We start from the raw sequence: 25,985 nt of genomic DNA on the forward strand, positions 1-25,985 counted from the left end.
CCGCATGGCCGAGCAGCCCGACACCTGCGGTGCGGGCCTGCTCAACGGAGCGATACGTCCAACTGTGCCGAGAGGCATTAACTGTGCTTTACCAAGAGATGAATAACAGTCGACACATCCTGGAGAGTTTCCACAATGCCACCGCCAAGAACTTGTTGGGGATCCTAGTAACTCGTCGGCGGAAAGTCGACCCTCCGGAACCCACATCGTTCGATATTCCGTACGGACATCCGCCGAGCCACTCCGCAATCGGAAGGAAGCGCTTATTGGGCATGAATGACGATCCGCCCCCGCGAACAGGAACAAAAAGGGAGGTCCCGCGGAGCGTGTGCTCCGCGGGACCTCCCCGGGTGTCCGGTTTCAGTCCGCCGGCCCCCGCGCCGAGCCCGGCTCCGCCGCGGTCAGGACGACCGTGACACCGCGCGAGCGCAGCCCCTCGACGACGCGGGGGTCGGCCGCCCGGTCGGTCACGAGGGTCCAGTCCGCCCTGAGCGGGGTCCAGGTGTGGAAGGGGCGGCGGCCCAGCTTCGCCGCGTGCGCCAGGACGTACACCCGGTCCGCGCGCCGCGCCATCAGCTCCTTGAGCCGCGTCTGGCGCAGGTCGGCCTCGCAGATGCCGTGTTCGGGCGAGACCCCGTCCGTCCCCAGGAAGAGCCGGTCGAACGTCAGGCGTTCCAGGGCCGCTTCGGTCAGCGGCCCCACGAACCCCTGGCTGAGCGGGCGCAGTGTGCCGCCCAGACACTCGACATGGACCGACGCGACGTCCGCCAGCTCCTGCAAGGCCGTCAGACCGGTGGTGGCGACGGTGACGTCCTTCGCGGTACGCAGTTCGTGCGCGAGGGCCCCGACCGTCGAGCCCGCGTCGAGCAGCAGCGACTCCCCGGGGCGCACCTCGGCCGCCGCCCACCGCGCGATGGCCTGCTTGGCCTCGAACGCCTCGCCCGTACGCTGCCGCAGTGACGCCTCGGGGTGGGCGGCCAGCGCCATGGCGCCGCCGTAGGTACGGGCGAGCTGTCCGTCGACGGTGAGCTTCGCCAGGTCGCGGCGGATGGTGGACGCCGTCACACCGAAGAGCCGTGACAGCTCCTCCACACTGGCCAGCCCGGTCGTCGTGGCGAGGTGGACGATACGGTCGCGTCGGGCCTTCGATCCGATGGGGGCCATCGCTGCTGTGTCCTCCGGTCCGGGTGTCCTGTGACGGGGGCGGCCGGTGGTCAACGGGCCGGAGCGGTCGCCATCTCGGCGGCCTGGCGCAGCGCCTCGACCATGCTGCCGGCCTCGGCCCGGCCCGTACCGGCGATGTCGAAGGCGGTGCCGTGGTCGACGGAGGTACGGATGACGGGCAGTCCGACGGTCAGGTTGACGCCCGCTTCGATGCCCATGACCTTGACGGGGCCGTGGCCCTGGTCGTGGTACATGGCGACGATCAGGTCGTAGTCGCCGCGCGAGGCGAGGAAGAAGGCGGTGTCGGCGGGGAGCGGTCCGACGGCGTCGATGCCGTCGGCGCGCAGCACCTCGATGGCCGGAATGATCTTCTCCTCCTCCTCGCCGTAGCCGAACAGGCCGTTCTCCCCGGCGTGCGGGTTGATGCCGCACACCCCGATGACCGGCTCGGGGACACCGGCGCGCACCATCGCCTCGTGGCCGCGGCGCACGGTGCGTTCGACGAGGCCGGGCTCGATCCGGTGCACGGCGTCGATCAGGCCGATGTGCGTGGTGACGTGGATGACCTTCACCTTCGGTGTGGAGAGCATCATCGACACCTCCTCGATGCCGGTGAGGTGCGCGAGGAGTTCGGTGTGTCCGGGGTAGAGGTGGCCGCCCGCGTGCAGGGCCTCCTTGTTCAGCGGCGCGGTGCAGATGCCCTGCACGTCGCCGCGTACGGCGAGTTCGGCGGCGACGCGCACGTACTGGTAGGCGGCGTCGCCCGCGACGGCGGAGAGCCGGCCCCAGGGCAGGTCGGCGGGGAGCAGTCCGAGGTCGATGACGTTGACGCGTCCTTCGGTGAACTCGGCCTGCTCCACGGTCTCGACGGAGACGATCTCGCAGGTGAGGCCGAGGATGTCGGCGGCCTGGCGCAGGCGCGGCGCGTCGCCGATGACAACGGGGCGGCAACGGCGCGCGGTGTCCGCGTGGAGCAGCGCGGGGACGATCACCTCGGGGCCGATGCCCGCGCCGTCGCCCATGGTGACCGCGATGAGCGGGAGCGGCCGGCCGGCGGTGTCGGTCGGCTCCGCGGGGGCGGTCGTCGGGGCTGCGTTCACAGGAACTCTCCTTGCGGTACGGGTGACACGGGCGATGGGGGGACGGACGCGCGGTGCTCGGCGCCCGGTACGGCGGGATCGGTCGTCAGGAGGGGGTCGTCCGGCCGCAGGGCGCGGGCGATGAGCAGCAGGGATCCGGTGTCGCCGTAACTCCCGGGGCGGGTGACGACCGTACGGCCGTCGGAGGCGAGGGAGCGTACGGCGCCGTGGTGGATCTGGCCGGACGGGAGGAGGTGGGTGATGCCGAGCGTGTCCAGCACGCGCCGCGCCGTCTCGCCGCCGGTGAGGACGAGGTCGGCGGGTCCGGGCGCCGCGGCGACGGTACGGGCGAGTCCGGCCACCACCCGGCGGGCGGCGCCGGGCCGGACACCGCGGGTGTGGTCCACGCTGACGACCGTGACGGCGCCCGGGTCCACGGTGAGCGGGAGGCACGCGCCGGGTTGGGCGAGCAGGTCCGCCGACAGCGCGGTGTGGCGGGCCCCGACGGCGACGAGTTGCGCGATCTGCGCAACGGCGGCGGGTTCCGCGGTGCCGACGACCACGAGCAGCGGGCGGCCGGCCGTACGGGCGGGCTCCGCTGACGGGCCGTCCGGTGACGGGTCGTCCGCCGGCGGGCCGTCCGGTGGCGGCCCGTCCCCCGACGCTCCGCCGTCGGCGTCGAGGAGGCGGCCGAGGGCGGCGGCGAGTCCGCCCGTCCCCATCAGCCGTACGCCAGGACCCAGCCGGAGCGCGGCGGCGGCGATCGCGTCGAGGTCGGCGTCCGTCTCCGCGTCGCACACCGGCCGCCGCCCGGCCAGGGCGAGCGCGCGCAGGTGCTCCGTCAGCTCCTGGGCGGGGCCGCGTACGGCGGTGAGCGGGACCGGTGCCGTACGCGGGTCGCCGAGCGCGGCGGCCACCGACAGTGGCGCGGGCAGCGGTTCGGCGCGCCAGGCGTCCGTGGCGTGCAGCGGGGTTCCGTGCAGGTGGACGACGCCGTCGCGGACGGTGCGGCCGGCCACCGGCAGCGCGGGGGCGATGACGAGTGCGGCGGCGCCCTCCGCGTAGGCGGCGGTCTCGGCGGCGAGGTTGCCGCGCAGCAGGGAGTCCGTCTTCTTGATCAGTACGGTGGAGGCGTCGGCGCCCCGTACCGCCTCCCGTACGGCGGAGGCGGCCGGTTCGGCGTCGAGCTGCCGGGTGTCGAGGTCCACGACGAGCGCCTCGCCGGGAGCGGGCCGCTCGGTGGCCGCGGGGCCCAGGAGGATCCGGGCGGGGCGGCGCAGCGCGGCGGCCGTCTCGGCCGCGCCGGACAGGTCGTCCGCGAGGGCGAGCACCCGCAGCGCCCGGGGCCCGCCGGGCGGCCAGGACGCGCCGTGCGGCTCGGGACCGGCCTGGTGAGGGAACACGGATACCTCCTCGGGCGACCCGGGGCGGGCTGCCTCGGTGCCCGATGATGGCACAGGTTGCGCGAAGTGCGCGAGACCTCTTGCGCGGAACACGCAATCGTGCCACCTTGTGCGGCGCGACACCTGTTGGTGCGACACGGACCGGCCACCGCGCCGGCCGGACCGGCACCGACGACTGGGCCCCGTCGCGGGACAGGGCCCAGGAGCCGCTGGACGAGCGAGTCCAGCACCCCGGAACCCGAGAAGGTCGACGATGACCCCTACTCCTCAGAGCGCTCCCCCCGACGCTCCCCCGCGTGCGGCGGTCGACCGCCGCACCCTGCTGCGCTGGGGCGCCGTCGGCGGCGCCGGCCTCGCCCTCGCCCCGCTGTCCGCCTGCGCGGGGCCCACCGGCGCCCCCGGCCCCGGCACCCTCACCCTCGGTCTGAACCGTTCGCTGGTGAGCCTGGACAACAAGCTCAACCAGTTCGACGCCGCGGTCACCGTGCAGCGCGCCGTACGGCAGGCACTCACCCGTATCGGCCCCGGTATGCAGCCGCGGCTCGTCCTCGCCGACCGCTTCGAGATGGCGGAGCCCACCGCGTGGACGGTGCGGCTGCGCGAGGGCGTGTGCTACTCGGACGGCAGCCCCGTCACCGTCGAGGACGTCGCCACCGCCCTCAAGATGTACGGCAAGGTCAACGGCTCCTTCCTGCTCGGTCTCTTCCCCGAACTGCCCACGGTGGAGAAGACCGGCGCCCGTACGTTCCTGCTGCACACCGGCAAGCCCGTACCGGTCCTCGACCGGCTGATGGCCAACATCCACATCACACCGTCCGCCGCCAACCGCCCCGAGGAGTTGCGGAGCGGGCTCGGCTCCGGTCCGTACCGCGTCCTCAAGGCGAACGCGGGCGCCGGCGAGTACACCCTCGGCCGCAACCCCGCCTACTGGGGGCGGCGCCCGCGGATCGAGACCGTACGGGTCAGGTTCGTCCCCGAGGAGTCCAGCCGGGTCGTCGCGCTGCGCAGTGGTGAACTCGACGTCGTCGACACCCTCACACCGGACTCGGCCGAACAGCTCACCGGGCTCCCCGGCGTCCGGGTCGAGCAGACCGCCGGTGTCCGGATGTGCCAGCTCTTCTACAACTTCCGCAAGCCGGAGGGGAGTCCGCTCGCCGACCCCCGGGTGCGCAAGGCCCTCACGTACGCGATCGACGGCAGGGCCCTGGTCGAGGACGTGCTGAACGGCTCGGCGGAGGAGGCCGGCGGTGTGGTGCCGCTCGCCCTCGAAGGCGCCGTGCGCACCGGCGGTTACGTGTACGACCCCGGCAGGGCACGCGCCCTGCTCAGGTCGCTGGGCGCCACGGACCTGCGGATCAGGATCATCTGGGAGTCGGGCGAGTTCGCGGCCGACGCCTCCGTCATGGAGGCGGTCGTGGACATGCTGGGATCGGTCGGTGTCCGCGCCTCGCTCCGCCAGTTCGAGCCGGGCGGCGACATCCTGACGTGGCGTCAGGGCAAGGCCGGTGACTGGGACGTCATCGGCAACGGCTACGGCAGCCCCACCGGCCAGGCGCTCACCACCCTCCAGGGCATGTACGGCGGCACCCCCGCCAAGGAACGCACCCGCGACGCCTTCATGGGGTACGTCGTCCCGCACGTCGAGAAGCAGCTCACCGCCGCCTCCACCCAGGTGGACGACGCCGAGCGCACCCGGCAGCTCGCCGCGGTCCAGAAGGCCATCTGGGAGACGTGGCCCAGCCTCTGGGCCTTCGCGCCGAAGACCCTGCTGGCCCGCAGGACCCGGGTGCGCGGCCTGTCGCTGCTGCCGATCAACTCCTACGACCTGTCCGCCGTACGGCTGGAGGGCTGAGCCGTGCCGAAGTATCTCGCCCGCCGGCTCGGCCAGAGCCTGCTCACCGTCTTCCTCACCCTGACCACGGTCTTCCTGCTGGTCCGGCTCGCGCCCGGCGACCCCGCCGCCGCGTACGCGGGACCCACCGCGACCACCGCCGATCTCGCCAGGATCCGCGGCCAGTTCGGTCTCGACCAGCCGCTGTTCACGCAGTACGGCATCTTCCTGCGCGATCTGTTCACCGGCGACCTGGGCACCAGCTACTCCTTCCACGCCCCGGCCCTCGACGTGGTCCTCGACCGGATGCCGTACACCATCACCCTCGCCGTCTCCGCGATCACGGTGACCGCCGTGGTGGCCGTCCCGCTCGGGGTGTGGATGGCGCGCCGCGCCGACTCCAAGCGTGAGCTGGGCGCCAATGTCCTGACCATCACCGGTCAGTCCATGCCGGACTTCTGGACCGGTGTGATGCTGCTGACCGTCTTCGCCGTGCTGCTGCCCGTGCTGCCCGCCTCAGGATTCACCTCCTGGAGCGGTCTGGTGCTGCCCACGGTCACCGTCGCCGTACTGCAACTGGCCCTGATCTCCCGGCTGGTGCGGCGCGAGATGACCACGGCGCTGAACTCCCCGTACATCATGGTCGCCCGCTCCCGCGGCTTCTCCGAGACCACCCTCACCTGGCGCTACGCCCTCGCCAACTCGGGGGTGCCGCTGCTCACCGCCCTCGGTACCCGGTTCGCGGCGCTGCTCAACGGTGTCGTCGTGGTCGAGGTGGTCTTCGGCTGGCCCGGGGTCGGCTCGCTCGTGGTGCGCGCCCTGGAGACCCGGGACTATCCGCTCATCCAGGCCACCGTCCTGGTCACCGCGGTCCTCGCGATCCTCGTCCAACTCCTCGTCGACCTCGCCTACCCGCTGCTCGATCCGCGGGTGCGCCTCGGAAAGGCGGCCTGAGACATGACCACCGCCCCGCGTACCGCCGCCTCTTCAGGACCCGCCCCCGCCGGCCCCGCGCCCTCCGGCGCCCGGCCGAGCGCGGTCACCGCCCGCGATCTCGCCCGTGCCACCGCCACCCGGCAGCGGCGCGGCGCCCGGTTCAAGCTCTGGGCGGGCACGGTCTGCACCGCGCTCGTCGTCCTGCCCGTCGCGCTGGCGGCGCTGCTGCCCCTGCCCGGCGCGGACGCGCAGGATCTGTCCCGGCGCCGGCTGCCGCCGCTCAGCGACGGCCATCTCTTCGGTACGGACCAGCTCGGCCGGGATCTGCTCTCCCGGATCCTGCACGGCGGCCAGGTGTCGCTGACGGTCGGTATCCTCGCCGTCCTCGTCTCCGGGGTGATCGGCGTCGCGGCGGGCGCGGCGGCCGGGTTCTTCGGCGGCTGGGTCGACGCGGTCGTCTCCCGGCTGCTGGAGGCCCAGCTCGCGCTGCCCCTGCTGATGATGCTGCTGCTCGTGGTGGCCCTCTTCGGCCCCTCCGTCACCGTCATCACCTGTGTGATCGCGGTCGCCCAGTGGCCGGAGGTCGCGCGGCTCACCCGCTCGCTCGTCCTCGTTGAGCGGGAGAAACCGTATGTCGCCGCCGCCCGCGTGCTGGGGCTGCGCGGCTGGTCGGTCCTCGGCCGCCATGTGATCCCCAATGTGATCCGCCCGGCCAGCCTGGTCGTCCTGCTGCTGCTCGCCCAGGCCGTTCTGCTGGAGAGCGCGCTGAGCTTCCTGGGGGCGGGCCCGCAGCGGCCGTTCGCGACCTGGGGCCGGATCATCTCCGACGGCCAGGACTACATCACCACCTCCTGGTGGCTGGTCACCCTGCCGGGCCTGGTCATCGCCCTGCTCGTGGTCGGCGTCAACCTGATCGGCGACGGTCTGCGCGACCGTACGCGGACGGTCAGGGCGCCGCGTGGAGCGCGCGTACCGCGCGGGTCGCGCCTGGCGCGCGCCAAGAAGGGAGCCTGAGCCATGGCCGAGACAGAGACCGGAACAGAGACGAAGACCGGGACAGAGACCGGGGCCGGGGCCGCGACCGGCCCGGGGAACGGCGATGTCCCGCTGCTGGACGTCGAGAACCTCCAGGTCGAACTGATCACCGCGCACGGGGTGATCCGCGCCGTCGACGGCGTGAGCTTCACCGTGGGCCGGGGCGAGACCGTCACCCTGATCGGTGAATCCGGCTCGGGGAAGTCGACCACCGCCATGGGCGTGCTGCGGCTGCTGCCCGAAGGTCTCGCGGTGCTGTCCGGCGCCGTACGGATCGGCGGCCGGGACGTCCTCGCCGACCCGGCGGCGGCCCGCGCGGTGCGCGGGCGCACCGTCTCGCTGATCCCGCAGGACCCGATGACGGCGCTCAGCCCCGTCCACACGATCGGCCGCCAGCTCGGCGACGCGCTGCGGCTGCGCCACCCCGCGATGTCCCGCGCGGAGCTCCGGGAGAGGGGGACGGAGCTGCTGGCGCAGGTCCGTATCCCGCAGCCGGAGACCCGCTGGAAGGCGTATCCGCACCAGTTCTCCGGCGGCATGCTCCAGCGCATGCTGATCGCGGTCGCGCTCGCCGGTGAGCCGGAGCTGCTCATCGCTGACGAGCCGACCTCCGCGCTGGACGCCACCGTGCAGGCGGGCGTTCTCGATCTGCTGATGGAGCTACAGGAACAGGAGTCCCTCGGGATGCTGATGATCACGCATGATCTGGGGGTGGCCCGGGTCGTCTCCGACCGTATCCATGTCATGAAGGAGGGCAGATTCGTGGAATCGGGTCCCGCCGCGCGCATCGTGGACGAGCCGGCCCAGCCGTACACCCGCGCCCTGCTCGCCGCCGTGCCACGGCTCGGCACCTGGGACGAGGACGCGCTCACCGGCGCCGCGCCGCAGGGGGCGACGGCATGAGCGCCCCCGCGCCGGCCGCGCAGGAAGCCGGGGAAGCCGGGGCCGCCGTGCCCCTGCTGAGCGTCGAGGACCTGGTCGTCGAGTACCCGACCGCGCGCGGCCCGTTCCGCGCCGTCGACGGGGTGAGCCTCACCCTGGAGCGCGGCGGCGCGCTGGCCGTCGTCGGCGAGTCGGGGTGCGGCAAGTCGACCCTCGCCCGGGCGCTCGTACGGCTGCTGAAGCCCGCGTCGGGCCGGATCGTCCTGGACGGCACGGACATCGCGGCGCTCCCGGAACGCCGGCTGCGCCCGCTGCGACGTCGGGTGCAGATGGTCTTCCAGGACCCGTACGGCTCGCTCGACCCGCATCTGACGGCCGAGCAGATCGTGGCGGAGCCCCTGCGCCTCTCCGGTGTGGGGGACCCGGCGGAGCGCGCGCGGCGCGCGGCCGAGCTGATCGACCGGGTCGGCCTGCCCTCCACCGCGCTGCACCGCAGGCCCCCGGAGTTCTCCGGCGGGCAGCGCCAGCGCATCGGCATCGCCCGCGCGCTGGCCTCCCGGCCCGATCTGCTGGTGTGCGACGAGGCGACCTCCGCCCTCGACGTGTCCGTACAGGCCCAGGTGCTGGAGCTGCTGCGGGAGCTCCAGAGCGAGACGGGCATCGCCTACCTCGTCATCGCCCACCACCTCGGGGTGGTCAGGGAGATCAGCACCGACGTCGTGGTGATGAACGCCGGCCGGGTCGTCGAGCGCGGCCCGACCGCCTCCGTCCTCGCCTCCCCCGCCGAGCCGTACACCCGGGCGCTGCGCCGGGCCGCCCTCGACCCCACCACCGTCCGGGGTGTCAAACCCCGGTACGTCCTCAACCCCGCGCTCCGTACGGAGCCGTCCCGCGCGACGGCGGCCCCCACGGCCGCGTCGCTCACCCCCGCACCGGAAGGCAACCGCTCGTGACCACCGGCATCGACCTGCCGCAGCTCCCCCGCCCCCTGTCGAGGCTCGTGCTCGGCACGATGACCTTCGGCGACACCGTCGACCGCGCGGGCGCCGCCGCCATGCTCGACACCGCGCTGGACGCGGGCATGACCGGCGTCGACACGGCGAACGGCTACGCGGGCGGCGAGAGCGAGCGCATCCTCGCCGAACTGCTGCCGGGGCGCCGTGACCGGATCGTGCTGGCGACCAAGGCCGGCATCCCCCACCCCGACCAGGGCGGGCACGCCCCGCTCTCCGCCGCCGGGATGCGCGCCGCGCTGGAGGGCAGCCTGAAGCGGCTGGGCACCGACCACGTCGACCTGTTCTATCTGCACCAGCCGGACCGGGCCACGCCGATCGCCGAAACCCTCACCGCCGTCGCGGAGTTCGCCGCCGAGGGGAAGATCCTCGCCCTCGGCGTCTCGAACCACTCGGCCTGGCAGATCGCCGAACTCACCCGCACCGCCGACGCCCTGGGAGCGCCGCGCCCCGTCGTCGCCCAGCAGCTCCACAATCTGCTGGCGCGCCGTCTGGAGGAGGAATACGTCGAGTACGCGAAGTACGCGGCCGTCACGGGCCTGCGCACCATGGTCTACAACCCGCTCGGCGGTGGACTGCTGACGGGCCGTCACACCTTCTCCCGTACCCCGGACTCCGGCCGGTTCGGGGACTCCCGGCTGGCCGCGATGTACCGCGAACGCTACTGGGACGAGCGGCTGTTCGCCGCCGTGGAACAGCTCACCGGGATCGCCGCCGAGGCGGGCGTCCCCCTCACCGAACTGGCGCTGCGCTGGCTGCTGGACCGGCCCTCGACCGACGCGCTGCTGCTCGGCGGCTCCCGCACCGAGCATCTGCGGGCCAACATCGCGGCCGCCGGGGCCGGTCCGCTGCCCGCGGACGTGACAGCGGCCTGCGACGAGGTCGGCGCCGCCCTGCGCGGCCCGATGCCCGCGTACCACCGCTGACCGGCCCCCGCACCCCTCCCCCGTACGCCACCCCCCTACGCTCTCAAGGAGCCCTTCCCATGACCCGCGACACGTCCGGTACGCCCGCCGCCTTCGCCACCGCGCTGCGCGCCCGCGAGCAGCTCGTCGGCTACTGGTCCGTCCTCGACTCCCCGGTCTCCACCGAGCGCGTCGCGCGCCTCGGTTACGACTATGTGGCGCTGGACGCGCAGCACGGTCTGATCGAGTACGCGGGCCTGCTCGCCTCGCTCACCGCCATCGACACCAAGGGGTCCACCGCCGTCGGCCTGGTCCGGGTCGACGCCAATGACGCGACACCGATCGGCAAGGCGCTCGACGCGGGCGCGGCCGGTGTCATCGTGCCGCTCATCGACAACGCCGGGGACGCGGCCGACGCGGTGGCCGCCGTACGCTACCCGCCGCTCGGCCGGCGCTCGTACGGCCCGATGCGTTCGGGGCTGCGGATCGGCCCCAACCCGGCCGAGGCGCACGAGCAGACCGTCGTCCTCGCGATGATCGAGACGGCGGAGGGACTGGCCAACGTCGAGGAGATCTGCGCCACCGAAGGGCTCGACGGCGTCTATGTCGGCCCCTCCGACCTGCGGATCGCCATCGGCGGTGCCACCTCGACCGACCCGTCGGTGGCCGACCGGTTCGAGGCCGCGCTGGTCACCGTACGGGAGGCCGCCGCGGCGGCCGGTATCGCCGCGGGCATCCACAACGCGGACGGGGCGAGCGCCGCCAGGCGGCTGGCCGAGGGGTACACCTTCGCGACCGTCGCCAGCGATCTGACCCATCTGGAGCAGATCGCCGGCCGTCATCTCGCCGACGCCCGCCCGTCCGGGGACGCCTGATGGCCGCCGGAACCGAGCAGGCGGCCGGAACCGGGACGTACGACGACGCGGACGGTGTGCTGCGCCCGCACCCCACGGAGCCGGGGCGCGCGGAGGCCCGGCTGTCGGCGCCCGCCGTGCAGAACCACGCCGCGAATCTGACGGTGCTGCCCGGCGGCGACCTCGGCTGCGTCTGGTTCGCCGGTACGCAGGAGGGCGTCGCCGACATCTCCGTCTGGTTCGCCCGGCTCGCCCCGGACGGCGGGGCGTGGTCGGAGCCGGTCCGGCTCTCCGGCGACTCCGGCCGCTCCGAGCAGAACCCGGTCCTCTTCCCCGCGCCCTCGGGCGACCTGTGGCTGCTGCACACCGCGCAGCCCGCGGGCCATCAGGACACCGCCGAGGTACGGCGCCGGGTCAGCCGGGACGGCGGAGCGACCTGGGGCGAGTCCCGGGTGCTGTTCCCTGCCACGGACGAGGGCGGGGTCTTCGTACGCCAGCCGGTCACCGTACTGGCGTCGGGGCGCTGGCTGCTGCCGGTGTTCCGGTGTCCGACCACGCCGGGCGAGCGCTGGTCGGGCGGCCGGGACACCAGCTCCGTGATGGTCAGTGACGACGGCGGAGAAAGCTGGACGGAGCGGCCGGTGCCGGCCTCCACGGGGCTGGTGCACATGAACGTCCAGCCGGGGCCCGACGGTTCGCTGGTCGCGCTGTTCCGCAGCCGCCGGGCGGACGCCGTCCACCGCTCCGTGTCGTGGGACGACGGGCACACCTGGAGCGCGCCGGAACCGCTGGACGTGCCCAACAACAACTCGTCGATCCAGTTCGTGCCGCTGGGCGACGGCCGGCTCGCGCTGGTCCACAACCACAGCAGCGCGGCCGACGCGACCGAGCGCCGGGAGTCGCTCTACGACGAGATCGACGACGAGGGAGTGAGCGAGAGTGCGGGCGCGGGCGGCGGCCAGGGGGCTCCGGCCGGCGCCCCCGCTGCCGACGCGGCCTTCTGGGGCGCTCCCCGCGCCCCGCTGACCCTCGCCGTGTCGTCGGACGGCGGGCTGACCTGGCCGGTCCGGCACGATCTGGCGACCGGTGACGGGTACTGCCTGACCAACAACTCCCGGGACGGGCTCAACCGCGAACTGTCCTATCCGTCGGTCGCCCGCTCCGGGGACGGGACGCTGCACGTCGCGTTCACCCGTCACCGCCGCTCGATCCAGTACGTCAGGCTCGCGCCGGAGTGGACCGACGCGCACCTGTCCGCGTAACGGCCGCGCGCCGGGACCGCCGCGCCGTACGGGAGGTCATCCGTACGGCGCGGGCCAGACGCGGCGCTTGGGGAGGGGCCGGGCGTAACCGCCCGCGCGGCTCGTGGTGAGTCCCAGCGCGACCAGGGACTCGGCGAGCCGGACGGCCGCCGCGACGCCGTCCACGACGGGCATGCCGAGGCGCCGCGCCACCTCGCCCACCGTACGGTCGAGCCCGGTCATGCCCGCGCAGCCGAGGACCAGTACCTCGGCGCCCGCGTCCCTGGCCCGTTCCGCGGCGGTCAGGAACGCCTCGGCGGTGCGCCCCTCGTCGGCCAAGTCGAGAACGCCCAGGCCGGTGCCGACGACGGCGGCGCAGTGCGCGCCGACGCCCGCCGTGTGGAGGCTGTCCTCGATCTGACCGCGGGTGCGGTCCAGGGTGGTGACGACGCCGTACCGCCGCCCCAGGAGGCAGGCGAGGTGGGCGGCGGCCTCGGTGATGTCCACGACGGGCACGTCGACGAGTTCCCGGGCGCCCTCGCGTCCGTGCTCACCGAATCCGGCCATGACGACCGCGTCGTACGGCTCCTCGTGGCGGCGCAGGGCGTCCAGGACGGCGGCGGCGGAGAGATGGCTGTCGAGCCAGCCCTCCGCGGACTCGGGTCCCCAGTCGGGGGTGAGCCCGGTGACGGTGGTGCCCGGGGCCGCCGCGCCCCGAGCGCCCCGGACGATCTCCTCGGTCATCGCCTCGGTGGTGTTGCAGTTGGTGACGAGGATCCGCACGCCGTCAGAGCTCCACCGGTCGCGGTCCCGGCTCCTCCGGGGACGGCTCCGCCAAGGGCGGTTCCGCCGGGGGCGTGGCGGCGCGTTCCGCGCGGCAGAGCACCGAGTAGAGGAGGCCGGAGGTGACGGTTCCGATGAACCAGGAGTACGGGGCGACGTCGGCGAAGTACGGGACGAGCGCGCAGACGGCGGCGACGGCGGCCGTCGGCAGGAACGCCTGGAGCGCCTTGGGGTTGAACCCCTTGCGGTAGTAGTAGCGGGAGCCCTCCCGCGCGTCGAAGAGCTGGTCCACGTCGACGCGTCCGCGCTTCACCCAGTAGTAGTCGACCATGATCACGCCGAACAGGGGGCCGAGGAAGGCGCCGAGGCCGCCGAGGAAGTAGTTGACGACCGCGGGGTTGGAGTAGAGGTTCCAGGGGGTGACGAGCAGCGCGGCGACGGTGCTGATCATCCCGCCGACCTTGAAGCTGATTTTCTGCGGCCAGACGTTGGCCAGGTCGTACGCGGGGGAGACGAAGTTGGCGACGATGTTGACGCCCATCGTGGCGATGGCGAAGGTGAGCGCCCCGAGCGCCAGGACCCAGGTGTTGCCCGCCTTGGCGACGAGCAGCGCCGGGTCGGTGATCGCCTCGCCGAAGACCTCGATGGAGCCGGCCGTGACGATGACGGAGACGATGATGAACGCCGTCGAGTTGATGGGCAGGCCCCAGAAGTTGCCGCGCCTGACGGTCCGGTAGTCGGGTGCGAAGCGCGAGAAGTCGCAGAAGTTGAGCATGAGCGTGCCGTAGATCGACAGGATCAGGCCGATCGCGCCGAACCACTGGGCGAACTGCTTGCCGGTGGAGACGGGGTGCGGGGTGGAGGTGAGCGAGATCGTCCAGCCCGCCTTGGCGAGGATCCACACGGCGAGCACGATCATCACGAGCCAGATCGCCGGGCCGCAGAAGTCCTGGAACTTGCGGACCGACTCCATGCCGCGGTTGATGATCAGCGCCTGGGCGGCCCAGAGGATCAGGAACGAGGTCCAGCCGAGCGCGTCGAGCCCGAGGAAGGAGTGGCGCGTCCAGGAGACGAGATCGGGCAGGGCCGCGAGCAGCATCACATTGACGGCGACGGAGGCCAGATAGGTCTGTATCCCGTACCACATGATGGCGATGACGGCCCGGATCAGGGCCGGGATGTTGGCCCCCCAGACCCCGAAGCTGATCCGGCTGACCACGGGGAAGGGGACGCCGTGCCGCTGGCCGACGCGGCCCATCATGTTCATCCCGAAGTAGATCAGGACGAAGCCGACGAGCAGGGAGGTGAAGATCTGCCAGACGTTCAGGCCGAGCACGAGCAGCCCGGCGGCGAAGGTGTAGTTGCCCAGGTTGTGGACGTCCGACATCCACAGCGCGAAGAGGTCGAAGACCTTCCACTTGCGGTGGGTGGCGGGGGCCAGGTCTTCGTTGGTGAGGCGCGGGTCGGGGACGAACGCGGGGGCCGCGACGGGTTCTGCGCGGTCTGCGAGGGACATGGGGCCTCCCGGCGAGGACAGGGGACGGCGACGTTTGGTATACCAAACAGTGCTCGCTATGGTCTTCCCCGGATCACCGCATGGCATGTCCCTGTCGTTACAGCTCGGTAAATCACCTCCCGGATCGGGGATCATGGCAGGTATGACCACCGCCGAACCGCTGGGGGCCGTCCGCGAGCGCGTACTCGCCGAACTGCGGCAGGACATCATCGCCGGGCGGCTGCGCCCCGGCGACCGCCTCGTCGAACGCGAACTCGCCGAACGCTTCACGGTCTCCCGCGTCCCGGTGCGGGAGGCCATCCGCGCGCTGGTCGCCGAGGGCTTCGTACTCTTCGAGACCCCGCGCCGCACGGTGGTGCGCCACCTCACCCGGACCGACGTGGCGGAACTGTTCGAACTGCGGGAGGCGCTGGAGGTGTACGCCGCCGGCCTCGCCGCCGAGCGCGCGGGCCGCGACTCCCTCGCCGAGCTGGAGGAACTGCTCGACGCCGCGGCGACCGCCGTCCGGACCTCCGATCCCGAACGGATCACCGACATCAACACCCTTTTCCACGACCGGATCCTGGCCATGGCGGGCAACAGCCTGCTCATCTCGGTGATGCGGCCGGTCGAAGGGCGGCTGCGCTGGCTCACCCGGCAGAACGACCGGTGGCCGGGGCTCCTCGCCGAACACCGCGAGCTGTACGGGGCGATCGCCTCCGGTGATCCCGAGCGGGCGCGCGCGAGCGCCCTCGCCCATGTCCGGGCCAACCACCGCTCCACCGTACGGCGGCTGTTCGGCCCGGAGGCCGCGACAGGGGAGCGCCCCGAGGCGGGGTAGCGGCCCGAGCGGTACGGCTAGTGCCGCGACCGGCAATGTTTGCCCCGAAGGAGCGTCGTCCGGTGCGTGCGATCGCAAGGCGGCCGGAAGCCCTCGTAGCGGAGCTACCAGGGCTTTTGGCCAACGCCGCGAGCGTGCGTGCGGGGCGGCGCGACGGGGCAAGGCTTGCCGGGAGGGGCACTAGCCGCGGGCGCCCGGCATCCGTACGACCGCCGTTCCGCCGTCCAGGTCCACCGTGGTGCGGTGCGGCGGGGCGCCGTCCTCCTCGTCGTCGCGCAGCAGCAGCGCCGACTGCCGCTCCTTCAGCTCGCTCTGCTTGCCCGGCGAGAAGCTCGCGTGAAGCTGCTCGAAGCCGGTGGCCGATATCTGCCCCTGCCGGGCTCCGTTGCGCCAGGGCAGCATCCCCGCCCGGCCGGCGCGCAGCAGAAGCTGGTCCACGAAGGCCACCACCGTCAGCACGATGACCAGTCCGGGCAGCGTCATGAACACCACGGTCTCCATCGCCCCAGTATGGGCGGGGGCACGGAGCGGCGGGAAGGCCCGGCGGCTTCCCGCCGCCGACGAGCGCGGTCCGGTGCGGAACCGTCCTGCCCCGTCCGGACGTTCACGGAGCGACGTCACACCGGACCGCCCGGGTCCCGGTGGGCGCTCGACCGGACAGGCGGTGCCGATGAGCGAGTTGACGGCCGGCGGGAATCTGGCCCTGCCGGACACGGAGCTGTCGATCCGGGTGCCGGGCCCCTTCGACCTCTCCGTCCTCGTCACCGGCGACAGCGGAAAGGTCGGCGGCGACGGCGACTTCGTCTTCTACAACCAGCCCTCCGCGCCCGGCGTCCGGTTGCTGCCCGGCGGCGGGATCAGCGTGGATCCGCGCAGGCTGCGGGCGGGCGCGAGCCGCCTCACGGTGGTCGTGAGCGCCGCCGATCCGGCCACCCCGCTCGGTGCGCTGCCGCCCCCGGCGATGACCGTCACCGGACCGGGCCCCGGCGTCCTCACCCGGTTCACACCGGCGCGCCCGACACACGAGACGGTGCTGCTCCTGGCGGAGGTGTACCGGCGCGGCACCGGGTGGAAGCTGCGCGCGCTCGGACAGGGGTACGCGGACGGGCTGGCCGGGATCGCCCGCGACTTCGGCGTCGATGTCGCGGAGGAGCCGGCCGGGCCGGGCGCCCCCGCCGGGACCGCGCCGTCCGCGCCGCCCCTGACCGGTACGGCGGCCGAGTTCGACGCGATCGTCCGCGGCCGGCGCCGGGCGGCGGGGCTGCCCCCGCTCGCCCTGGACGGCCGGCTCACGGCCGCGGCGGCGGCCCACGCGGCGGCGATGGCGCGCGGGCGGCGACTCGCCGCGGAAGGGCCCGACGGGCTCTCGCTCCACCAGCGCGTCACCACGGCCGGCTACCGCTGTCTGCGCCTCGAACAGCATCTCGTCTCCGGGCCGCGCAGCGCCGCCGAGTTCGTGGAGTACTGCCTGACCGACCCGGCCAGGCGCGCGCCGCTCCACGACCCGGACCTCACCGACGCGGGCATCGGCAGCGCCATGGACCCGGGTTCCGGTGAGACGTACTGGACGGCGCTGTGGGCGCGCCCCTTCACCGTACGGGGCCTGGCGGCGGTCGCCGCCGAGGTTCTCTCCCTGACCAACGCCGAACGCGCGGCGGCCGGGCTGGCGCCGCTGGCCGACGACCCGCTTCTGACGACGGCGGCGCAGGCGTTCAGCACCGACATGGCGGACCGCGCGTTCTACTCCCACACCTCCCCGGAGGGCCTCCAGCCCTGGGACCGCGCCGCCGCCGCGGGGGCCCGGCACCGCGGCATCGGGGAGAACATCGCCTGCGGCCAGCGGAGCCCGCGCGAGGTCGTCCAGGGCTGGATGGACAGCCCGGGCCACCGCGCGAACATCCTCAAGCCGGGCTTCACCCACCTCGGCGTCGGCTTCGCGGACGGCGGCCCGGCCGGTACGTACTGGACGCAGCTCTTCGGCCAGGCCGGCTAGGGCGTTGCCCTAGTGCCCTTCGGCGCTGACCGCGCTCACCATGAAGGTGTCCCCGCAGACCACGGGGGCGGAGGTGGCCAGGGTCATCGCGTCCTTGGAGCCCGGCGGATAGATCTGGAGCAGGCTGGGCCGGGGCCAGCAGCTCGATCCCTTGATGCCCTTGTTCAGGGTGTGCAGCGTGATGTGCGCGGCGGCACCGGACGCCAGGGTCACGGCGGGGAGCTGTCCGCCCTCACGGGTGGCCGGTTCGCCGATGGGGGCGCCGTCGCCCGCGAGGAGCGACACACCGGGGAAGCCCCGCAGGGTGCAGGAGCCCGGCCCCTTGTTGATGAGCCGCAGGTCGTAGTAGATCTGGCCCGCGCCGGGGTTCGGGGCGCTCAGGCTCAGGCCGAGGCGGGCCGCCGTGCACCGCGACGACGTGGCCTGGGCCTGTCCCGATGTCGGTGGCGCCGACGAGGCCGGTGTGGACGCAGAGGCCGAGGACGGGGCGGGTGGTGCGCTCGACGCGCCCGCCGTACCGCTCCCCGCTGTGGCGTCCCCCGCCGTACCGCCGCCGCCCGTGGGCGTGGTGGCCGAGGCCGCGGGCGGGGTGGAGGCCGCGGAGCCGCCGGACGCTCCCCCGCCGCTGTCGCAGGCGGCCGTCGCGACGGCCAGCAGCGTCGCGCTCGCCGCCATGGCGGCTATGCGCCATCCCCCGTGGTGTCCCCCGGCCCGCGCCGCGCCCCGGCGCCGGGGGAGCCGGGGTGTCGCCCCGGAGGTCTGGGAGTGATCGGACATGTGCTCCACCTGTCCCTTCGCATCGTGGGTATACCCGCCACAAACGCACCCATCGCACATATACCCGGAAGTCCGGGGAAATACGGCGCGGTCCCGCCCCGAGGACCGCGGGACGCCCGCCCGCACGTGTGCCCGGTCAGGGCGGGCACAACCGCGGCGGGGGTGTGAGACTCAAGGGAGGAGGTGGTCGCTGATGGTGGGCGAACCCCCCGCGGACGGCCCCGCGGCGACGTCAGGGCCGGCATCCCCCGCCGGGCCGGGACCCGGCGAGCGGCTGATCGAGGAACTCCTCGCGCGGGCCCACACCGCCGCCCCGATGGAGCTGCCCGCCCTGGTGAACCGGTGCGCGACCGCGATCGGCCTGGAGTGGATCGTCATCTATCTCGTCGACATCCAGCAGCGCCACCTCGTACCGCTCACCGACGGGCCGCCCTCCATCGAGGTGGACACCTCCGTCGCTGGCTCCGCCTACCGCTGGCTCGATCTGCGCGTCGAGGAGCGCCGGGAGGGCGGGCTCATGGCCTGGCTGCCGCTGGTCGACGGGGCGGAGCGCCTCGGCATCCTCGGTATCCGTACGGACGCCCTCGACACCGCCCGGCTGCGGCGCTGCCGCATGCTCGCCTCCGTACTCGCCATGGCGATCACCTCGAAGCGCGCGTACAGCGACAGCTACGCGCGCCACGCCAGGACCGAGGCCATGGACCTGCCCGCGGAGATGCTGCGCGGCCTGCTGCCCCCGCGCACCATCGGCTGCGACCGCGCCGTCTCGACGGCGGTGCTGGAGCCCGCGTACCACATCGGGGGTGACGCCTTCGATCACGCGCTGACCCCGTCCACGCTGCATGCCGCGATCTTCGACGCCATGGGCCACAATCTGGCCTCCGGGCTGACCACCACCGTGGCGATGGCGGGCTGCCGCAACGCCCGCCGCGCCGGCGCCGAGCTGACGGAGCTCGTCGACACCATCGACCAGGCGCTCGGGCGGTGGCTGCCCGACCAGTACTGCACCGGGATCGTCACCCAGCTCGACCTGGCCGACGGCGTCTTCCGCTGGTGCAACTGCGGACATCCCCCGCCCCTGCTCATCCGGGGCCGCCGCGTCCTGGACCGGGCGCTGGAGCGGCCCGCGCAACCGCCGATGGGGCTGCCCTCCCAGTTGGCCACGACCGCCCGCACGTCGTACGAGACCGTGCTCGAACCGGGCGACCGGGTCCTGCTCTACACGGACGGGGTGACGGAGTCCCGGGTCGAGGGCGGCGCCCAGCTCGGGCTGGGACGGTTCACCGACTCCATCATCCGCGGCGCGGACGCCGGGGAGCTGGCTCCGGAGGCGCTGCGCCGGATCATCCACACGATCCTGGACCGCCAGGGCAACCAGCTCCGCGACGACGCCACGCTGCTCCTCATCGAGTGGCGGCCGCCCCGTCCGTGACGACGCCCCGGCCGTGCCGGGTGCGCGGCGGTACGAACAGCAGCCCGAGCGTGATCCAGACATAGGCGTTGGCGCCGAGGAAGGCGTCGGGGCCGGTCGAGTCCCACCGCCACAGCCAGACCACGCTGCTGCACAGCACCACGTACAGGGCGACGCACACGCCCGGCCTGACCCGGCGCCCGCCGTCCGCTCCCGCCGACGCCGCGTCCGCCAGGACGATCAGCGCCGGGATCAGCCAGACGAGATGGTGCACCCAGGTCACCGGGGAGACCAGACAGGCGGCGAGGCCGGTGAGGGCGAATCCGGCGCGGTCGTCGCCGGCGCGTACGGCCGCGCGGGCGCGGTACGCCCAGACGGCGAGGACCACGAGGACGCACGCCGCCCAGAGCGCACGGCTCGGATGATCGGGCTGGAGGCGGGCCAGGACGCCTTGGAGCGACTGGTTGGAGACATAGCCGAGCGCTCCGACACGGTCCGTGTGCCACAGGGCGTCGGTCCAGAAGGCCCGGGACGCGGCCGGGTCCACGAGTGCGGCGAGGAGGGTGGCGCCGCCCGCCGTGGCGGTCGCGATCGCGGCCTGGCGCCGGCGGCCGGTGATCAGCAGGTAGACGACGAAGAGTCCGGGCGTGAGCTTGACGGCGGTCGCCAGGCCGATGCCGATACCGGCGTACCTGCCGCGCCCGGTGGCGAGGAGCCGCGCGTCGGCGAGGACGAGCGCCACGAGGACGAGGTTGACCTGGCCGAAGCTGAAGGTGTCGCGGACCGGTTCGAGGAGCGCGAAGAGACAGCCGACGACGGTGAGCGTGAACCACTCGTGACCGGCCGCCTCCTTGCCCTCCTCGCCTGCGGCACGGGTACGGGCGGCGAGCGCGCGCCGGACGACCGGGGCGGCCAGCCAGTGCAGCAGCAGCGCCGAGGCCACGGCGCTCAGCGCGATACTGGTCGCGACCGCCACGGGCCAGGAGACCAGGGCCATGGGCGCCATCGCGACCGCGGCGAAGGGCGGGTAGGTGAAGCCGTACTGGGTGCCGGGTTTGAGGTAGTCGTAGATCCGGCCGCCGTGGACCCAGTCGTCGACCGTGCCGTAGTAGACCGCCACGTCGAAGAAGTCCCGGTGCAGCGGGACGGTCGCGAGGAAGACGGCGGTGGCCACGACCAGGCAGCCCGCGGTGAGCACCCGGCGGGCGGGGCTCGCCACGGCCCGGCGCGGCGCGCTCGCGGTCATGACGCGGTCCGGGCGCGGGCGGGCAGTGTCGCCGGGTCCGACATCTCGAACATCCACCACAGGGCGAGCAGTCCGAGCGCCCCGCCGCCCACGGCGAGCGTCACCTGCAGCGCGTCCGGCGGGGAGCCGCTGGGCAGCAGGGCCAGGGCCAGGACGCCGCTGCCGGCCGCCGTCCAGCGGCGGATCCGGCCGTCGGGCGCGGCGGCGGCGATCAGGAACAGGCCCCACAGCGCGTACCAGGGGCGGAACGCGGGCCCGAGCGCGAAGACCGCGAGCAGGCTCAGCGCCAGCGCGTACACCGGTCCTGGGCGTGCCCGGCGCAGCCACAGCGCCGCGACGGCCACGGCGGTGGCCGCCAGTCCGCACCAGCGCCACGCCGGTACGGCCAGCTCGCCGAGGCCGGTGCCCGCCGCGTCCAGCAGCGCGCCGCTGAGCCGGCCGAGCGCGCTGGTGAGGGACCAGTTGTCCGGCGACACGGGGGTGGCGAGGGTGGCGAGCCAGCCGTACCCCGTGCCGGTCACGGCCGTCACCAGGACGGTGGTGGCCAGGGCTGCGGCGCAGGTCAGCGCCGCAGCCCTGACGACCCGGAGCCGACCGGTCAGTTGGGCGGACCACAGGGCGGCGACCGCGAGCAGTCCGAGCGCGGCGGGCGCCTTGACCAGCGCGGCGAGGGTGACGAGGAGGGCGGCGCACAGGGGCCGGGCGCCGACGGCCCACGGAGGCGCGGCCCGTGGGACGGGCCCGAGCGCCACGACCAGTCCGGCTCCGAGCAGCCCGAGCATCAGGGCGTCGTTGTGGGCTCCCGCGACCAGGTGCAGCAGGACGAGCGGGTTGAGCGCGCCGAGCCAGAGCGCGGCGGTCCTCGGGACGCCGCAGCGGTCGGCGAGCGGCGGCAGGCAGAGGGCCATCAGTCCGACGCCGAGCAGGGCGACGAGGCGCATGCCGAGGACGGCGGCGGAGACGTCGGTGGGGGCGAGTGGGGCCGGGAGGAGATCGGCGGCCCCGGCGGAGACGGCCAGGAAGACCGGGCCGTACGGCGCCGGGGTGTGCAGCCATACGGGCGCGACCTCGGCGGCGAGCGGTCCGCCCAGCAGCGCGGGCCCGTGGGTGTAGACGTCGATCCGCGCGTCGACCATGGCCCCCTGCGCGAGATAGCTGTAGACGTCGCGGCTGAACAGCGGCGGTCCGAGCAGCAGCGGCGTCGCCCAGACGGCGAGGGTGGTGAGCAGTTCACGGGGTGCGGGCGGGCGCGGGGAGCGTACCGCGCGGCCCAGCCACCACCAGGCCGCGACCAGCAGGACGAGGCCGAAGTAGGCGCACAGCAGGCCCAGGGCGCCCCGGCCCGAGGTGGCCGGCGGCATGTCCCGGAAGGGCAGGGCGCCCGCGGTCAGTCCGCCGGCGGTCAGCGCGACGGTTCCCACGAGCCCCACGATCCGGCACCGGTCCGGGTTCACATCGGCGTTCAGGGCGAGCATCTGTGGAGGCTCGCAGGAGGGGGTGGCCGACAGGCGACGCCGCCGCCACGTCCCGGTGGCAGCCGTCTGGCCACCGCCTGAAGCCGCGCGCCCGGACCGGCCGCCGCGCCGGGTCCGGGCGCGCCGGCCGTGGTCGGTCGCGCGCCGGACGTGGTCAGTCGCGCGGCGGGAGCGTCCCGTCCCGCGTGAGCTTCGCGTACCAGTGCGCGCTGGACTTGGGGGTGCGGCGCTGGGTCGCGTAGTCCACGTACACCGCGCCGAAGCGCTTGCTGTAGCCGTATCCCCACTCGAAGTTGTCGAGCAGCGACCAGAGGAAGTAGCCGCGGACGTCCGCCCCCGCCTCGATCGCCCGGTGGACGGCCGTGAGGTGGTCGTGGAGGTAGGCGATCCGCTCCGGGTCGCGGACCTCGCCCTCGGGTCCCGCGTAGTCGTCGAAGGCCGAGCCGTTCTCGGTGATCATCAGGGGCAGTCCGGGGTGATCGTCCCGTACCCGCAGGAGCAGTTCGTACAGCCCGCTCGGGTCGATCGTCCAGCCCATGGCCGTCCGGTCGCCGGGGGTCTGGTGGAAGGCGACGTGGTCGGCGCCCGGCCAGGGGCTGTGGTCGCTCGCGCCGTGCCCGTCGGCGCCGTGGACGGGTGGTCCGTCGTGGTGGGAGACGAGCGTGGGCGAGTAGTAGTTGACGCCGAGGAAGTCGAGCGGCTGGTGGATCCGTGCCGTGTCGCCGTCCCTGACGAAGGACCAGTCGGTGACGGACGAGGTGTCCTCGACGAGATCGGCGGGGTAGGCGCCGTTCAGCATGGGGCCGGTGAAGATCCGGTTGGCGGTGCCGTCGATCCGGCGGGCGGCGTCGCGGTCGGCGGCGCTCCCGGTGAGCGGCCGTACGTGGTGGAGGTTGAGCGTGACCGACACCTGGGCGCCGGCCGACAGCCGTTCCCGCAGCGCCTCGACGGCGAGCCCGTGGCCGAGGTTGAGGTGGTGCGCGGCGCGCAGCGCGTCGGCGGGGTCGGTACGGCCGGGGGCGTGGACGCCGGAGCCGTAGCCGAGGAACGCGCTGCACCAGGGCTCGTTGAGGGTGGTCCAGGTCTTCACCCGGTCGCCCAGGGCGTCGGCGACGAGGCCCGCGTACTCGGCGAAGCGGAACGCGGTGTCCCGCTCCGGCCAGCCGCCCGCGTCCTCCAGGTGCTGGGGCAGGTCCCAGTGGTAGAGCGTGACGACGGGTTCGATGCCCTTGGCGAGCAGCGCGTCGGTGAGCCGCCGGTAGAAGTCGAGCCCCTTCTGCGAGGCGGGCCCGCTGCCTGTGGGCCGCACGCGCGGCCAGGAGACGGAGAAGCGGTACGCGGAGACCCCGAGGGCGGACATGATCTCGATGTCCTCGGGCCAGCGGTGGTAGTGGTCGGTGGCGATGTCCCCGGTGTCGCCGTTGCGTACCCTGCCCGGCGTGTGGGAGTAGACGTCCCAGATGGAGGGGGTACGGCCGTCCTCCTGGACGGCTCCTTCGATCTGGTACGCGGCGGTCGCGGTGCCCCAGAGGAAGTCGGGCGGGAAGCTCAGGGGCGCCGCAGGGTCCAGGGCTCGCCCGGTGAGAGGTGCTGAGGTGGCCACAAGGGTCCTTCCGCAGAGATCGAACGGTGTGGTGCGTCGGGTGGATGGAGGGGTGTCAGCCCTTGACGGCGCCCTGCATGATGCCGCCGACGATCTGCCGCCCGAAGACGAGGAACATCGCCAGCAGCGGCAGGGTCCCGAGCAGCGCGCCGGCCATGATCACCGACTGGTCGCGGACATAGCCCGCGCTGAGCTGGGTGAGGGCGACCGGCACGGTCGGGTTGGTCATGTCCAGCGCGATGAAGGGCCAGAAGAAGTCGTTCCAGGCGTGCACGAAAGTGATCATGAAGAGGACGGCCATCGGGGGCCGGGCGATCGGCAGGACGATGGACCAGAAGATCCGCAGCGAGTGGGCCCCGTCGAGGCGTCCCGCCTCGATGAGTTCGTCGGGCAGGGCCTCCTTCAGGTACTGCCGCATGAAGAACACCCCGACGGCGCTCACCAGCGTCGGGAAGATGACGGACGGGAGCTGCTGCCCCCAGCCGAGGTCGGCCATCATCATGAACAGCGGTACGACACCGAGCTGCGGCGGCACCATCATCGTGCCGATGACCAGCATCAGCAGGATGTTGCGGCCCTTGAAGCGGAGCTTGGCGAAGGCGAAGCCGGCCAGGGTGGCGAAGAAGACGGTCGAGAGGGCGATCACTCCGGCGACGATCAGGCTGTTGACCATCGCCCGGCCCATCGCCGCGTCCGTCCACGCCGTCCCGAGGTTCTTGAACAGGTTCGGTCCCGGCAGGAACGGCGGCGGGGTCTGGGAGATCCGGGTGTTGTCCGTCGACGCGGCCACCATCGTCCAGTACAGCGGGAAGAGGGAGACCAGCGCGGCGAAGCCGAGCAGGGTGTACGCGAGGGGGCCCGCGTGGTGCTGGCGCCCGGCACCCGGCCGCAGGATCCGGCCGAACCGGCGCCGGGCGGGGGCCGGTGGAGGGTCGGTCCGGTCGCGTACGCCCGCCCGGACCTGTGCGATGTCGGTGGTCATGGGGGTGCTGCTCCCTGGTCAGGACTTGCGGGACGAGACGCGGGCGATGGCGCGCTGGAGGACGAAGACGAGGATGAGGATGAGGAACATGGCCCAGGCGATCGCCGAGGCCCGCCCCATCTGGTAGTTCTTCCAGCCCTCTTCGTAGAGCAGCAGGCCCAGCGTCTGGTACTGGTTGTCGGCGCCGCCGCTGATGCCGTTGGGCCCCTGTCCGAAGATCAGCGGTTCGCCGAAGAGCTGGGTCGCGCCGATCGTGGAGAGCACGATGGTGAAGATGATCGTCGCGCTGATGCCCGGGACGGTGACGGTACGGAACTGCTGCCAGCGGGACGCGCCGTCGATGGCGGCGGCCTCGTACAGGTCCTTCGGTATGGCCTGCATGGAGGCGAGGTAGAGCAGGGCGTTGTAGCCGGTCCAGCGCCAGATCACGATGGTGGAGATGGCGAACTGGGCGGGCCACTTCTGGCTCTCCCAGTCGATGTTGTCGATGCCGAACAGCCCGAGAGCCCAGTTGATCATGCCGAAGTCGCGCTCGAAGAGCATGGTGAAGACGAGCGCGGCGGCGCCGATGGAGGTCGCGTACGGGGTGAGGACGGCGACCCGGAAGAACACCGAGCCGCGGAGCCGGTAGTTGAGCAGATGCGCGAGCCCGAGGGCCATCAGCAACTGCGGGACGGTGGAGATGACCCCGATGGTGAAGGTGTTGGTCAGCGCGTTCCAGAAGCGCTCGTCCTCGAACAGCTCCGTGAAGTTGGCGAGCCCGCGCCACTCCATGGTGTCCATCGTGGAGAGCTCGACGCGGTGCAGCGATATCCAGAAGGTGTAGAGCAGCGGGTAGAGCCCGAAGGCGGCGAAGATCAGGAAGAACGGGGCGATGAAGCCGTACGGCACCGCCCCGAGGTCCAGGCGGTGCAGAAGGTTGCGCCGCGACTGCCGGGGCGCCCCGCCGCCGGCGCCGCCCTTCGCGGGGGGACCGGCTGACGCGGGGTACGGCTGCCCGCCGGTGGGGGCTGCCGGGGTGGAGGTGGCCACGCGG

The 25,985-nt window shown here is 73.2% G+C and carries 23 protein-coding genes; 11 read left to right on the top strand and 12 right to left on the bottom strand.

All coding sequences use genetic code 11. The features are described from left to right. Nucleotides 1-360: 360 nt before the first annotated feature. The 3 genes from ACIO3P_RS00895 to ACIO3P_RS00905 are packed head-to-tail and all read right to left on the bottom strand — an operon-like array spanning nucleotide 361 to nucleotide 3,646. Nucleotides 361-1,164: a DeoR/GlpR family DNA-binding transcription regulator gene (locus tag ACIO3P_RS00895; protein WP_401849714.1), complete on the bottom strand. Its 804-nt coding sequence runs from the start codon at nucleotides 1,162-1,164 to the stop codon at nucleotides 361-363. 50 nt (nucleotides 1,165-1,214) lie between these two features. Then, entirely contained in the window at nucleotides 1,215-2,264 is a 1,050-nt protein-coding gene (pdxA, locus tag ACIO3P_RS00900) for a 4-hydroxythreonine-4-phosphate dehydrogenase PdxA (RefSeq protein WP_329823901.1), read from the bottom strand. After that, the gene (locus tag ACIO3P_RS00905; RefSeq protein WP_401849716.1) at nucleotides 2,261-3,646 is read right to left on the bottom strand and encodes a four-carbon acid sugar kinase family protein; all 1,386 of its coding nucleotides are present in this window, start codon (nucleotides 3,644-3,646) and stop codon (nucleotides 2,261-2,263) included. The genes pdxA and ACIO3P_RS00905 overlap by 4 nt, the downstream gene beginning before the upstream one ends. 253 nt (nucleotides 3,647-3,899) lie before the next feature. Between ACIO3P_RS00905 and ACIO3P_RS00910 the strand changes: the two genes are divergently transcribed. The 8 genes from ACIO3P_RS00910 to ACIO3P_RS00945 are packed head-to-tail and all read left to right on the top strand — an operon-like array spanning nucleotide 3,900 to nucleotide 12,364. Continuing rightward, entirely contained in the window at nucleotides 3,900-5,498 is a 1,599-nt protein-coding gene (locus ACIO3P_RS00910; RefSeq protein WP_401849718.1) for an ABC transporter substrate-binding protein, read from the top strand. 3 nt (nucleotides 5,499-5,501) lie between these two features. Continuing rightward, the gene (locus ACIO3P_RS00915; protein WP_329823898.1) at nucleotides 5,502-6,431 is read left to right on the top strand and encodes an ABC transporter permease; all 930 of its coding nucleotides are present in this window, start codon (nucleotides 5,502-5,504) and stop codon (nucleotides 6,429-6,431) included. A 3-nt stretch (nucleotides 6,432-6,434) separates the two neighbouring features. After that, nucleotides 6,435-7,427 carry an ABC transporter permease gene (locus tag ACIO3P_RS00920; RefSeq protein ID WP_401849720.1) on the top strand — a complete coding sequence of 331 codons (993 nt, stop codon included), beginning with the start codon at nucleotides 6,435-6,437 and terminating at the stop codon, nucleotides 7,425-7,427. A gap of 3 nt (nucleotides 7,428-7,430) precedes the next feature. Beyond that, complete coding sequence (locus ACIO3P_RS00925) at nucleotides 7,431-8,351, top strand: ABC transporter ATP-binding protein (RefSeq protein ID WP_401849722.1); 921 nt, start codon at nucleotides 7,431-7,433, stop codon at nucleotides 8,349-8,351. Further along, nucleotides 8,348-9,283, top strand: coding sequence for an ABC transporter ATP-binding protein (locus ACIO3P_RS00930; protein WP_329823895.1), 936 nt, complete (start codon nucleotides 8,348-8,350; stop codon nucleotides 9,281-9,283). The genes ACIO3P_RS00925 and ACIO3P_RS00930 overlap by 4 nt, the downstream gene beginning before the upstream one ends. Beyond that, the gene (locus ACIO3P_RS00935) at nucleotides 9,280-10,269 is read left to right on the top strand and encodes an aldo/keto reductase (protein ID WP_401794774.1); all 990 of its coding nucleotides are present in this window, start codon (nucleotides 9,280-9,282) and stop codon (nucleotides 10,267-10,269) included. Before ACIO3P_RS00930 ends, ACIO3P_RS00935 begins: the two co-directional genes overlap by 4 nt. Before the next feature lie 59 nt (nucleotides 10,270-10,328). Beyond that, nucleotides 10,329-11,123 (top strand): aldolase/citrate lyase family protein, encoded by a 795-nt coding sequence (locus ACIO3P_RS00940; protein WP_329823893.1) that lies wholly within the window; start codon nucleotides 10,329-10,331, stop codon nucleotides 11,121-11,123. Further along, entirely contained in the window at nucleotides 11,123-12,364 is a 1,242-nt protein-coding gene (locus tag ACIO3P_RS00945; protein ID WP_401849724.1) for an exo-alpha-sialidase, read from the top strand. Before ACIO3P_RS00940 ends, ACIO3P_RS00945 begins: the two co-directional genes overlap by 1 nt. A gap of 36 nt (nucleotides 12,365-12,400) precedes the next feature. Here ACIO3P_RS00945 and ACIO3P_RS00950 read toward each other — a convergent pair whose 3' ends face one another. Both ACIO3P_RS00950 and ACIO3P_RS00955 read right to left on the bottom strand, forming a co-directional pair. Further along, a complete protein-coding gene (locus ACIO3P_RS00950) occupies nucleotides 12,401-13,126 on the bottom strand; it encodes an aspartate/glutamate racemase family protein (RefSeq protein WP_329823891.1) in 726 nt (241 codons plus the stop codon). Nucleotides 13,127-13,130: 4 nt separating this feature from the next. Then, entirely contained in the window at nucleotides 13,131-14,642 is a 1,512-nt protein-coding gene (locus tag ACIO3P_RS00955) for an NCS1 family nucleobase:cation symporter-1 (RefSeq protein WP_401849726.1), read from the bottom strand. 142 nt (nucleotides 14,643-14,784) lie between these two features. Here ACIO3P_RS00955 and ACIO3P_RS00960 point away from each other — a divergent pair, with 142 nt between their 5' ends. Next, nucleotides 14,785-15,462, top strand: coding sequence for a GntR family transcriptional regulator (locus ACIO3P_RS00960; protein ID WP_401849728.1), 678 nt, complete (start codon nucleotides 14,785-14,787; stop codon nucleotides 15,460-15,462). A 180-nt stretch (nucleotides 15,463-15,642) separates the two neighbouring features. On the opposite strand, the gene ACIO3P_RS00965 is transcribed toward ACIO3P_RS00960, so the two are convergent. Further along, complete coding sequence (locus tag ACIO3P_RS00965; protein ID WP_329822778.1) at nucleotides 15,643-15,963, bottom strand: DUF6191 domain-containing protein; 321 nt, start codon at nucleotides 15,961-15,963, stop codon at nucleotides 15,643-15,645. Nucleotides 15,964-16,132: 169 nt separating this feature from the next. Between ACIO3P_RS00965 and ACIO3P_RS00970 the strand changes: the two genes are divergently transcribed. Continuing rightward, a complete protein-coding gene (locus ACIO3P_RS00970) occupies nucleotides 16,133-17,455 on the top strand; it encodes a CAP domain-containing protein (protein WP_401849731.1) in 1,323 nt (440 codons plus the stop codon). A gap of 9 nt (nucleotides 17,456-17,464) precedes the next feature. Here ACIO3P_RS00970 and ACIO3P_RS00975 read toward each other — a convergent pair whose 3' ends face one another. Beyond that, the gene (locus ACIO3P_RS00975; RefSeq protein WP_401849733.1) at nucleotides 17,465-18,232 is read right to left on the bottom strand and encodes a DUF4232 domain-containing protein; all 768 of its coding nucleotides are present in this window, start codon (nucleotides 18,230-18,232) and stop codon (nucleotides 17,465-17,467) included. Nucleotides 18,233-18,425: 193 nt separating this feature from the next. Here ACIO3P_RS00975 and ACIO3P_RS00980 point away from each other — a divergent pair, with 193 nt between their 5' ends. After that, complete coding sequence (locus ACIO3P_RS00980; protein WP_329822775.1) at nucleotides 18,426-19,664, top strand: PP2C family protein-serine/threonine phosphatase; 1,239 nt, start codon at nucleotides 18,426-18,428, stop codon at nucleotides 19,662-19,664. Here ACIO3P_RS00980 and ACIO3P_RS00985 read toward each other — a convergent pair. The 5 genes from ACIO3P_RS00985 to ACIO3P_RS01005 all read right to left on the bottom strand — a co-directional run bounded on the left by ACIO3P_RS00985 (nucleotide 19,636) and on the right by ACIO3P_RS01005 (nucleotide 25,981). Further along, the gene (locus ACIO3P_RS00985) at nucleotides 19,636-20,889 is read right to left on the bottom strand and encodes a glycosyltransferase 87 family protein (protein WP_401849735.1); all 1,254 of its coding nucleotides are present in this window, start codon (nucleotides 20,887-20,889) and stop codon (nucleotides 19,636-19,638) included. The two genes, ACIO3P_RS00980 and ACIO3P_RS00985, sit on opposite strands and share 29 nt — an antisense overlap. Next, a complete protein-coding gene (mptB, locus tag ACIO3P_RS00990) occupies nucleotides 20,886-22,364 on the bottom strand; it encodes a polyprenol phosphomannose-dependent alpha 1,6 mannosyltransferase MptB (protein ID WP_401849737.1) in 1,479 nt (492 codons plus the stop codon). Before mptB ends, ACIO3P_RS00985 begins: the two co-directional genes overlap by 4 nt. Nucleotides 22,365-22,518: 154 nt before the next feature. Beyond that, on the bottom strand, nucleotides 22,519-23,967 hold the full coding sequence (locus ACIO3P_RS00995; protein WP_401794746.1) for a GH1 family beta-glucosidase: 1,449 nt from the start codon (nucleotides 23,965-23,967) through the stop codon (nucleotides 22,519-22,521). Between the two features lie 55 nt (nucleotides 23,968-24,022). Further along, nucleotides 24,023-24,949 (bottom strand): carbohydrate ABC transporter permease, encoded by a 927-nt coding sequence (locus ACIO3P_RS01000; RefSeq protein ID WP_329822772.1) that lies wholly within the window; start codon nucleotides 24,947-24,949, stop codon nucleotides 24,023-24,025. 18 nt (nucleotides 24,950-24,967) lie between these two features. Then, nucleotides 24,968-25,981, bottom strand: coding sequence for a carbohydrate ABC transporter permease (locus ACIO3P_RS01005; RefSeq protein ID WP_401849739.1), 1,014 nt, complete (start codon nucleotides 25,979-25,981; stop codon nucleotides 24,968-24,970). Nucleotides 25,982-25,985: the final 4 nt, after the last annotated feature.

Source organism: Streptomyces sp. NPDC087310 (genome assembly GCF_044744405.1).
GTDB lineage: Bacteria > Actinomycetota > Actinomycetes > Streptomycetales > Streptomycetaceae > Streptomyces.